The 11,191-nt window shown below is 41.7% G+C and carries 8 protein-coding genes; 5 read left to right on the top strand and 3 right to left on the bottom strand.

Features of this window, described 5'->3' with window-relative positions:
- Window positions 1-52: 52 nt before the first annotated feature.
- The 3 genes from rprY to BXY_RS05385 all read right to left on the bottom strand — a co-directional run bounded on the left by rprY (window position 53) and on the right by BXY_RS05385 (window position 4,800).
- Entirely contained in the window at window positions 53-754 is a 702-nt protein-coding gene (gene rprY / locus BXY_RS05395; protein ID WP_004299326.1) for a response regulator transcription factor RprY, read from the bottom strand.
- A 1-nt stretch (window position 755) separates the two neighbouring features.
- The gene (locus BXY_RS05390; RefSeq protein WP_004299325.1) at window positions 756-2,312 is read right to left on the bottom strand and encodes a sensor histidine kinase; all 1,557 of its coding nucleotides are present in this window, start codon (window positions 2,310-2,312) and stop codon (window positions 756-758) included.
- Between the two features lie 331 nt (window positions 2,313-2,643).
- On the bottom strand, window positions 2,644-4,800 hold the full coding sequence (locus tag BXY_RS05385) for an elongation factor G (protein WP_004299324.1): 2,157 nt from the start codon (window positions 4,798-4,800) through the stop codon (window positions 2,644-2,646).
- Between the two features lie 547 nt (window positions 4,801-5,347).
- Between BXY_RS05385 and hemW the strand changes: the two genes are divergently transcribed.
- From hemW to BXY_RS05360, 5 genes are all read left to right on the top strand, one after another.
- Window positions 5,348-6,478 carry a radical SAM family heme chaperone HemW gene (gene hemW / locus BXY_RS05380; protein ID WP_015531373.1) on the top strand — a complete coding sequence of 377 codons (1,131 nt, stop codon included), beginning with the start codon at window positions 5,348-5,350 and terminating at the stop codon, window positions 6,476-6,478.
- Window positions 6,479-6,497: 19 nt separating this feature from the next.
- A complete protein-coding gene (locus tag BXY_RS05375) occupies window positions 6,498-7,052 on the top strand; it encodes an RNA polymerase sigma-70 factor (RefSeq protein ID WP_004307962.1) in 555 nt (184 codons plus the stop codon).
- 90 nt (window positions 7,053-7,142) lie between these two features.
- Window positions 7,143-7,577, top strand: a complete 435-nt coding sequence (locus BXY_RS05370) for a hypothetical protein (RefSeq protein WP_015531372.1) — start codon at window positions 7,143-7,145, stop codon at window positions 7,575-7,577.
- Window positions 7,578-7,604: 27 nt separating this feature from the next.
- Window positions 7,605-8,483: a FecR family protein gene (locus BXY_RS05365; protein WP_004307960.1), complete on the top strand. Its 879-nt coding sequence runs from the start codon at window positions 7,605-7,607 to the stop codon at window positions 8,481-8,483.
- Window position 8,484: 1 nt separating this feature from the next.
- Window positions 8,485-11,187 (top strand): TonB-dependent receptor, encoded by a 2,703-nt coding sequence (locus BXY_RS05360; RefSeq protein ID WP_015531371.1) that lies wholly within the window; start codon window positions 8,485-8,487, stop codon window positions 11,185-11,187.
- Window positions 11,188-11,191 lie beyond the last annotated feature (4 nt).

Below are 11,191 nucleotides of genomic sequence, written 5' to 3'. Positions count from 1 at the left end.
GGAAACGAATGTTCCCGGGATTTTTTATTTGGAGTTATCTCAAACGCAATCATTAAGATTCAACTTCCGGAGTAATCAGCTTATAGCCTTTTCCGTGAATATTGATAATTTCGATTGAATCGTCTTCTTTCAGGTGCTTACGCAATTTCGTGATATACACGTCCATACTACGGGCATTGAAATAGTTATCGTCAATCCAGATTGTTTTCAGAGCGAAGTCACGTTGCAAAATCTCATTGGCATGTGCGCAAAGCAATCCGAGCAGTTCAGACTCTTTGGTAGTCAGCTTAGTTTGTTTGCCTTCTGACGACAGAATTTGTTTCTGTGTGTCGAAAGTAAACTTACCAATCTTATAGATATTGCTTTCTTTGTTCTTCTTTCCACGAACACGTCTCAAGATTGCTTCAATTCTGAATGTCAATTCTTCCATACTAAACGGTTTGGTGATATAATCATCCGCACCGATTTTAAAGCCTTCCAGGATATCTTCTTTCAGCGTTTTGGCCGTCAGGAAGATAATAGGAATTTCAGCATTTGCTGCACGGACATCCTGTGCCAGTGTGAATCCGTCTTTTTTAGGCATCATCACGTCAAACACGCACAAGTCATATTTATTCTTCAAGAAAGCCTTATAACCGGCTTCTCCATCAGGATATAACTCAGCAGAATAACCTTTTGCCTGTAGATATTCTCTTAAAAGCATGCCAAGATTTTCGTCATCCTCGCACAATAAAATACGCAGTTTCTCGTCCATATCAATTATTTTTTAATAAAGGTAATGCAATAATAAATTTAGTTCCCACGTTCAGGTCGCTTTCCGCCCGGATGGTTCCCTTATGATCCAATATAATTTTTCTCACATAAGCCAATCCCAGTCCAAAGCCCTTCACATCGTGCAGATTACCCGTATGTACACGATAGAACTTTTCAAATATCTTTTTCAGGTTCTCTTTTTTGATACCGATACCATTATCCTGTATCGAAATCATCAGTTTACCCGACTCATTCCACGTTCTCACTTTCAGTTCCAGATCCTCTTCCGGTTTCTTATATTTCACCGCGTTATCCATCAGATTAAAGATTACATTCGTGATATGCATCTCGTCTGCAAATATAACAGGATCGGTGGCCTCAAGGTTCGATGTTATCTTACCATTATACCGTTCCACTTTCAGCGCAAAGGTATTGACAACTCCTGCTATTAATTCATTCGCATCAATCTCCTTCATCTTCAAAGTGGCCTTCTGACGTTCGAACATCGACATCTGGAGCACCTTTTCCACCTGGAAGCGCAAGCGCTTGGTTTCATCATTAATCACTCCCGATATATGCTGGAACATCTGCGGAGATTTTCCCACCGCCGGATCTTTCAACATCTGGGCTGCTAATGAAATGGTAGATATCGGTGTTTTAAATTCGTGCGTCATATTATTGATAAAATCATTCTTCATTTCCGTCAGTTTCTTTTGCCGGAATACGATATAAATCGTAAAGATGAATGTCACTAACAATACCAGTGTAAATATCAGCGACGGAATCATGAAACTGATGGAGTCAAAGATATAATCTTTCTTCCCCGGAAAGTGCACTTTCAAGATACTCATTTTGGCAGGCGGGTCATTCTTGAACAATGCCTGCTGATAAGCGTCTTCACTTCCCTTTGCCTCATAATCCGCACAACGGTAGACTTCCCTTCCGTCTTTGTCGATCACCGTAAAGTGATAAGGCAAATCTATACTATTATTATATAAGCTCGATTTCAGATAGTCATCCAGTTCTTTAAACCGTACTCTGTCTCCAATCGACTTGTCACTTCCCCGGTAAATCATCTGCCAGGCCACTTCATCGAGTAATGCCCGTTGATACATATACCGATTCTTGATGGCTTCCACTAATGAACGCGAAGTTTCCGGAATGGTCTTTGTCCCCCTGTAAGGAGAAATCATAGCCTTCGGAAGCTCGGAGGGCTTAGTGGTCATCACTTTCAGCTCAAAATCCGAATATACTTTTCCATCCTTAGACTTCACTGTAAACCGCTGCGTTTGCTGAATCAAGTTGTCTTGTTGTATGGAAGCATTATTCGCAATCAGCGCTTTTCTTTCTGCTTCTGAAATATCTTCGATCAACCAACGTCTGGTCTCTGCATATTCCACATCCTTGGAAACCTGATCCAGGCTATTGCGTACAGCCGAATCAAACTGTTCCTTACGGGTTTTCATCATTTCCTCTATATAACTTACCTGCAAATACAGCAAGCTAAGGAAGGAAAGCCCCATTACAATACCTAATATCCAAATTGTTGACTTCTTCATAGCAACAAAATTAACACTCCCTAATTAACACTCCTAATGCATTAACTTGATTTAACCGGAACTTCCCGGAAATTAACCGTAAGGAGCTATTTAGGTTGTATTCTGATTACTACAACAATAAAACCCCTCCTTTGGTTTGCAAATTTAATAAAAAATTAAATCTTCTCCTTGTGTTTTTCCATCTTTATTAATCATAGTTAAACAAAAACCGCCCCCTTTTACTTAAAAAAGGCGGCGGTTTTAACGTTTTAGTTGATTCTTTATGCCTAACAGATGATAAATACCGAATATTATAGTGAATATTCAATCAATTATCACCTATCATTTATACTTATTCTTCAGTTTGTTTAGCTTCAAAGTCCTTCATTAACTTATCTTGAACATCCGTCGGCACAAGCTCATAACTAGAGAATTTCATAATGAACGAAGCACGTCCACCCGTGAGAGAGCTAAGCGCCGTAGAATAAGATGACATTTCTTTCAAAGGTACTTTCGCAACCAGTTTCTCAAAACCTTTTTCACTACTCATACCCATAATCATGGCACGACGTCCCTGCAGATCTCCCATCACATCTCCCATCCTATCAGACGGAACGAACACTTCTACATCATAAATCGGTTCCAGAATTTTCGGACCGGCATTCTTGAAGGCTTCACTAAAGGCATTACGTCCGGCAAGCATAAAGGAGATTTCATTCGAATCTACCGGGTGCATCTTACCATCGTAAACAATAACGCGCACGTCACGAGCATACGAACCCGTCAACGGTCCTTGCTCCATACGAGACATAATACCTTTCATAATAGCAGGCAAGAAGCGGGCATCGATAGAACCACCGACGATACTGTTAACAAACACCAGTTTACCACCCCATTCCAATGGTATCTCTTCCGTACCTCTCACGGTAATCTTAAATTCCTGTCCATTGAACTTATACGTTTCAGGCACAGGCATACCTTCTTTATAAGGTTCTACGATCAGGTGAACTTCACCAAATTGACCGGCACCACCGGACTGTTTCTTATGACGATAGTCGGCACGGGCAGCCTTTGTAATCGTTTCACGATATGGAATCTTCGGTTCTTCATATTTTACCTGAAGTTTTTCGTTGTTTTCCAAACGCCATTTCAAGGTACGAAGATGGAATTCTCCCTGACCGTGTACCAAAGTCTGTTTCAGTTCTTTTGATTGCTCAATCACCCAGGTAGGATCTTCTTCGCGCATACGGTTCAGGATACTCATCATCTTTTCCACATCCGCTTCATTCACCGGCTTAATGGCACGGGTATATTTAGAGTTCGGATATTTGATAAAATTGAATTTGTAGTCACAATCCTTACCGTTCAGCGTATTACCGGTTTTCACGTCTTTCAGTTTCACGGCAGCACCGATATCACCGGCCTGCAATTCTTCCACCTTGACACGGTTACCACCGGCTACCACATAGATTTGCGCGATACGTTCCTTCGAACCACGGTCGGCATTCAGCAAATCGTCTCCCTCATGAACTTTACCGCTCATTACTTTAAAATAGGAAACTTCACCGATATGCGGTTCCACACTTGTCTTGAAGAAATAAAGAGATTCCGGTCCATTGGAGTCCGGAGCCACTTCTTTACCTTCCGTATTCTGTACCTTCGGCATTTCAGATACAAAAGGAACAACGTTACCCAAGAATTCCATCAAACGGCGAACGCCCATATCTTTACCTCCACAGACGCAAAATACAGGGAACATACCTCTGGCGATCAATCCCTTACGGATGCCTTCACGCATTTCGTCTTCTGACAGGGAATCTTGCTCAAAGAATTTCTCCATCAGATTTTCATCATTCTCGGCAGCAGCTTCGACCAATGCTTTGTGCATTTCCATAGCCTTATCCATTTCTTCTGCCGGAATATCTTCGATTGTCGGAGCCCCTCCTTCGGGTTTCCATGAGTATTTCTTCATCAACAATACGTCGATCAGCGCATTAAAGCCCGGACCGGTAGCTATCGGATATTGGATGGGAACAACCTTAGAGCCGTATGCCTCTTTCAGCTGTTCGAGGATATTATCATAATCGCATTTTTCATTATCAAGCTGGTTGACTAGAAAAATAACAGGTTTATTCAGCTTTTCTGTATAACGGAAGTGATTTTGTGTACCGACTTCGACGCCGTATTGGCCATTAAGAAGGATAATTGCTGTGTCGGTCACATTTAGTGCAGTCACTGTGCTGCCTACGAAGTCGTCCGATCCCGGACAGTCAATAATATTAAGTTTTTTATTATTCCATTCTACATGGAGAACGGTGGAGAAAACGGAGTAACCATACTCTTGTTCAACAGGAAAATAATCGCTAACTGTGTTTTTTGCGGCAACAGATCCGCGACGTTTTATAACACCACTCTCGAAAAGCATCGCTTCCACGAGAGTGGTTTTCCCAGAGCCAGAACTTCCCAACAAGGCAATGTTCTTGATTTCATTAGTCTGATATACTTTCATAATATATAAGATTTTAGTAATTACTCAGTATGTTTCTCACATACCATTAATTTTGTGATGCGCAAATTAGGGATTAATTGGGGGAAAAGCAACACTTATGGCAGTGTTACTAAACAATGTTATGTAACACATCTTTAACATGAACATTTTCGAAACGGGTTAAAAATTATTTTCGCATGGCTATAAACTAATTTCATAGTTGCAACGAGTAATCCGGCACGATGTTATTTTTAGTTGTTTTCCTTTCATACAATAGTTTCCCCGTTGCCTAATCAGTTTTCGTTTGACTTAAGTCAAGCGATAGTTTAACTTAAGTCATTCTATCGTTTGACTTAAGTCAAACGAAAACCCGGCTACAAGTTCGAATCTTATTTATAAAAGAAAAGATCTTAAATTCAGCATTGCAGGAAATTATCTTCTACTAATCGATGGGAGAATTATCTATTTAGCGTATTCCCGCCCACTATAAATAATTTCCGTCAACTGCTTTTTTGATATATCTAATAATAGTCTTACTTTTACACCCACAAACCCAAACAGCATAGCTATGGCAGGTATCTATCTTCATATTCCTTTTTGCAAAACGCGCTGCATCTACTGCGACTTCTACTCAACCACTCGCAGCGAACTCAAAACCCGTTATGTACAGGCTCTCTGCCGGGAGTTGACGATGCGTAAAGAATACCTGAAAGGAGAAGATATAGAAACTATTTATTTCGGTGGCGGAACCCCGTCTCAACTGGAAAAAGAGGATTTTGAACAAATATTTGATACCATCCGCGAGCACTACGGATTGAATCATTGTCAGGAAATCACTCTGGAAGCTAATCCGGATGATTTATCGCAGGAATATCTGGAAATGCTTTCCTCACTTCCTTTCAACCGCCTCAGCATGGGAATACAGACTTTTGATGACGCTACGCTCAAACTATTGAGACGCCGCCACAATGCCCGTACAGCCATCGAAGCAATTGACAGATGCCGGAAAGCCGATTTCCAGAACATCAGTATCGACCTAATTTACGGATTGCCCGGAGAAACAAAAGAACGATGGGAAAACGATCTCCGTCAAGCTATCAGTCTGAATGTAGAACATATCTCCGCCTATCACTTGATTTATGAGGAAGATACACCTATATATAATATGTTAAAACAGCACCAAATATCCGAGGTAGACGAAGACTCCAGTTTAGAATTTTTCACATTACTGATAGAGCATTTGCAGAAAGCAGGATTTGAACACTATGAAATTTCCAATTTCTGCCGCCCCGGAAAATATTCCCGCCACAACACTTCCTATTGGAAAGGAATAGCTTATCTGGGATGCGGACCATCGGCACATTCTTTTGACGGAATGACACGGGAATGGAATGTGTCTTCAATCGACACCTATATAAAAGGTATAGAAGAAGACTGCCGTGCTTTCGAGACAGAGTATCTGGACCCAACGACCCGCTACAACGAATTTATTATCACTACCATACGTACCGTATGGGGAACACCTATAGAGAAACTGAAACAGATGTTCGGCAATGAAATGTGGGAGTATTGTCAAAAAATGGCTGCACCTTATCTGAAAAATGGTAAACTGGAGGAATACAACGGGGCTTTGCGCCTGACGCGTGAAGGGATTTTTATTTCCGACAGTATAATGAGTGATTTACTTTGGGTAGACTAACCAAACAAACAAAAAGCCGATGACCGAATCAGAAGTAAGAAAGTTATTGCGGCAAATGAAAGAACTGGATTCGCAAACTGCTTTCCGGGACTTTTACAACATGACTTATGACCGTCTCTTTCGTATTGCCTATTATTATGTGAAACAGGAAGAATGGTCGCAGGAAATCGTTCTCGATGTATTCCTGAAACTATGGAAGCAACGCAGCAATTTGCTTGATGTGAGAAACATTGAAGATTATTGTTTCATTCTCGTCAAAAATGCTTCGCTCAATTATCTGGAAAAAGAATCAAGACATACGCTTATTCATCCCGATTCTCTGCCGGAGCCTCAAGAACAGAGCTATTCACCGGAAGAATCGCTCATCAGTGAAGAGCTGTTCGCTCTTTACGTAAAAGCACTCGACCGGCTTCCGGATCGTTGCAGGGAAGTGTTCATCCGCATCCGTGAAGAAAAACAGAGTTACGCACAAGTAGCAGAAGAATTAGGCATCAGCATGAATACAGTGGACGCACAACTTCAGAAAGCAATCACACGTTTAAAAGAGATGATTAGCCGGGCTGAAATAGATTAACATTCTTTTAGACAAAGAGCGTAGGGAGTTTCTGTCACCCTCCGGTCTTTATCAACAAATAAGTCAATCAATCACTAAAAAAGACAGAAAATGAAAAAGCTAAATGACGCAAACATGGGGATCTTTGTCCTTCTTTCAGTTTGTCTGTGCCTGTTTTCATGCAACAATGACAACGACAACCTACCAAAGGACTATGCAGGATTTGAACATTCGAAGGAAACAGTAGAATGTGAAAGCGACAAATCCGAATGTGAGTTGAAAATTAAAATCGTTGCAACAGAAAAAACAAAAGAAGACCGGACGGTAGTACTTGCCACACCTCCTCCGGTAATAGGACAAGCAGCAGTGGTACAGCTAACAGAAAAGAAAGTAATCATCAAAGCGGGTAAGAAGTCAGCAACAACTGTCATAAAAATCTATCCTAAACAGATGATATTGAAGAAGCAGAATGTCACTTTATCCTGCACTCCCCAGTGGAAAGAAGGAGGAATCAGCAAACTGACCATTCTGTTGAAACGAAAATAACAGATCAAAAGTAATACAGAAAGAACTATGAAATTTACCGATACGGAATTAGAAGAAATACTGAACAAGCTCGTCGCTTCCACGCGTTCACCGCGAGGGCGGTTTTCAGCAACAGCCAGTTACCCGGAACTAGAGAAAAGACTGAAGTCATATACCCGGCGTCTGACACTGATACGTACTTTCTCGGCAGCGGCGGCAGTAGCTCTACTTTGCCTATCGGTATGGACAGCCTATTTATATATGCAACCGGTCACGATACAAACGGTTTCCACCTTGGCAGAGACACGCACGGTCTGTCTTCCTGATGGCAGCACCGTCACTCTCAACCATTATTCTTCACTTTCTTATCCTGAAAAGTTCAAATCGGACAAGCGGGAAGTGGAGCTAAATGGGGAGGCTTATTTTGAAATAAGCAAAGACAAGAAACATCCGTTTATCGTGCAGACTGAAACGATTGACGTTCAGGTGTTGGGAACTCACTTCAACGTAGATGCCTATCAGAACAATCCAGATGTAAAGACAACGTTATTGACAGGTTCGGTAGCAGTCAGCAATAAAAGTAAGTCAGTTCGTATGATTTTGAAGCCGAATGAGATTGCTATATATAATAAGGTGGAAGAAAAACTCACCCGCAAGGTTTTAGAAAACGTAGAAGATGAAATTTCCTGGCGGCAGGGAGAGTTTATATTCGACGACCTACCTTTGCAGGAGATTGCCCGCGAACTATCCAATTCATTCGGAGCAACGATTCACATAGCCGACACGGCTTTGCAAAATTACCGGATCACAGCACGCTTCCGCAATGGAGAAGACCTGACAACTATTTTATCTGTATTACATAATGCCGGTTATTTCGACTACTCACAAAACAATAAACAGATTATTATCACTGCTAAACCAGACTAAGATGAATATTATATTCCAAGATCGCTTCCCTGTCAGAACCATTGTTCTGATAGGGGTAGCATTCCTTATCACCACACAAATATACGCGCAAAATGCGGACGCCCGACTTTCGCTGACACTACGAAACGCCACATTGAAAGAATTCGTCAAACGGATTGAGAATTCAACCGGATATTCCTTTATCTACAGTGAGGAAATTACCATAAAACATAAAATCAATTTGCAAGTAAAGGATAAGCCTTTGCGTGAGATACTTGACCTTGCGTTCAAAAATGAGCAGATCAGTTATCAGTTCACCGGCCGGCATATCCTTCTGCAAAAGAAAAAAGAATCAAAAACTGTAAGCCGCAAGTTCACTATCAGCGGATATGTCACTGATGGGACGTCTTCCGAGACGTTGATTGGAACCAACATCATTGAGAGTCATCAAAATCAAGGAACAACCACCAATCCTTACGGTTTTTACAGCATCACCCTGCCCGAAGGAGAAACCGAACTGCGTTTCTCCTATCTGGGCTATGCCACAGAAGCGCATCATTTTACGCTCTCACAAGATACATTATTAAATATCCGCATGCAGGGTAACACGCAATTGCAGGAAGTAGTCATCGTTTCCGACAAAACCGAGACAGGAACTATAGCCACCCAAATGGGATCTATCGAAATTCCAATGACGCAAATAAAAAATACTCCGAGCATACTGGGAGAGGCAGATGTAATGAAAGCCATCCAACTGATGCCCGGCGTACAGGCAGGAGTAGATGGATCTGCCGGACTGTATATACGTGGTGGAAGCCCGGATCAAAATCTAATCTTACTTGACGGGATTCCTGTATATAACGTAGACCATATGTTCGGATTCTTTTCGGTTTTTACTCCGGAAGCCGTCAAAAAAGTAACACTATTCAAAAGTTCTTTTCCGGCACGTTTCGGCGGACGGCTTTCTTCTGTCATCGACGTCCGTACCAATGACGGAGATATGCAGAAATACCACGGCACACTTAGTATCGGACTACTAACTAGCAAAATCAACCTGGAGGGTCCGATTGTGAAAGGGAAAACGTCTTTCAATATTTCCGCCAGACGTTCGTATCTCGACCTCATCGCTAAACCATTCATGCCGGATGACGAGGAATACAGTTATTATTTTTATGACATCAATGCCAAAATCAATCATAAATTCTCCGACCGGAGCCGCGTCTATCTATCTGCCTACAATGGAAAGGATCATTTTGCTGCCAATTATGACGGAAATACAGATTTCAAAGACGGAAGCAAAATGAATTGGGGAAACACGATTCTTTCTGCCAGATGGAACTATGTATTCAACAACCGTTTATTCTGCAATACGACAGTCTCCTACAGCAACTATTTATTCGACATCAACTCATATACCAACAATCAATATCTCGGCAGTAGCGGTACATCATTTACCAACCGGTATTCAGCCGATTACCGTTCGGGAATCAATGATTGGAATTACCAGATCGACTTCGATTATAATCCATCTCCCAAACACCACCTCAAATTTGGAACAGGATATATCTATCATCGTTTCCGCCCGGAAGTTATGACCTCTAAAATCTCCAATAAGACAGGAGATAAAATAGACCTGGACACAACCTACCACAGCATAGCCAACAACCGGATTTACGGACATGAGTTATCCGCTTACCTGGAAGACAACATCAAGATGAATGATCGTCTGCGCCTGAATCTCGGACTGCATTTCTCATTGTTTCATGTGCAAAAACAAAGTTACTTTTCCTTGCAACCACGTGTTTCCGCACGCTATCAATTGGGAAAAGATGTAACCCTGAAAGCATCTTATACCCAAATGAGCCAATATGTACATTTACTATCGTCAATGCCCATTGCCATGCCTACGGATTTATGGGTTCCGGTCACTAAAAAGATCAAGCCAATGCGCTCCCACCAATATTCATTGGGCGGATACTATACGGGAATCAAAGGATGGGAATTCTCGGTAGAAGGGTATTATAAGGATATGTATAATGTGCTGGAATATAAGGAAGGCGTCAGTTTCTTCGGTTCTTCCTCCGGTTGGGAAAACAAAGTGGAAATGGGCAAAGGACGTTCGGCCGGCATTGAGTTTATGGCACAGAAAACCCTTGGAAGAACAACAGGATGGTTGTCCTACACTTTATCCAAAAGTGATCGTCAGTTTGCCAAAGGCGGTATCAACAACGGTGAACGGTTCCCATATAAATATGACCGAAGACACAATATCAACCTGACAATCAACCATAAGTTCAGCGACCGTATCGACATCGGTGCTTCCTGGGTGTTCTATACAGGTGGAACAAGTACAATCCCTGAAGAGAAAACCGCTGTCATCCGTCCTAGTGACGGCACAAACAACGGATTTGGGGGAGGATATGGATATGGAGATTATTTTGATTCAAGCATAACTTCACCCACCATCGGAGAAGCTTCATATGTGGAGCATCGTAATAATTACCGGTTACCAGCCAGTCACCGGTTGAATGTGGGAGTCAATTTCAACAAAAAGACCAAACATGGTATGCGTACCTGGAATATCAGTCTGTATAATGCATATAATGCGATGAATCCTACCTTTGTATATCGCAGCACCAGCAAAAACGATCCCAACAAACCGATTATCAAGAAGTATACTATACTTCCATTAATTCCATCATTCACTTACACTTATAAATTCTAAACCC

The organism is Bacteroides xylanisolvens XB1A (assembly GCF_000210075.1).
Lineage (GTDB): Bacteria > Bacteroidota > Bacteroidia > Bacteroidales > Bacteroidaceae > Bacteroides > Bacteroides xylanisolvens.
The sequence above is the reverse complement of the archived record's forward strand: the minus strand, read 5'-3'. Positions and strand labels throughout refer to the sequence as shown.

Bases quoted from the DNA above. Each gene is read 5' to 3' on its own strand.
- BXY_RS05370 (WP_015531372.1), top strand. From the start codon at position 7,143: ATGAAAAAGCTAAATGACGCAAACATGGGGATCTTTGTCCTTCTTTCA.
- BXY_RS05375 (WP_004307962.1), top strand. From the start codon at position 6,498: ATGACCGAATCAGAAGTAAGAAAGTTATTGCGGCAAATGAAAGAACTG.
- BXY_RS05365 (WP_004307960.1), top strand. From the start codon at position 7,605: ATGAAATTTACCGATACGGAATTAGAAGAAATACTGAACAAGCTCGTC.
- hemW (WP_015531373.1), top strand. From the start codon at position 5,348: ATGGCAGGTATCTATCTTCATATTCCTTTTTGCAAAACGCGCTGCATC.
- rprY (WP_004299326.1), bottom strand. From the start codon at position 754: ATGGACGAGAAACTGCGTATTTTATTGTGCGAGGATGACGAAAATCTT.
- BXY_RS05385 (WP_004299324.1), bottom strand. From the start codon at position 4,800: ATGAAAGTATATCAGACTAATGAAATCAAGAACATTGCCTTGTTGGGA.
- BXY_RS05390 (WP_004299325.1), bottom strand. From the start codon at position 2,312: ATGAAGAAGTCAACAATTTGGATATTAGGTATTGTAATGGGGCTTTCC.
- BXY_RS05360 (WP_015531371.1), top strand. From the start codon at position 8,485: ATGAATATTATATTCCAAGATCGCTTCCCTGTCAGAACCATTGTTCTG.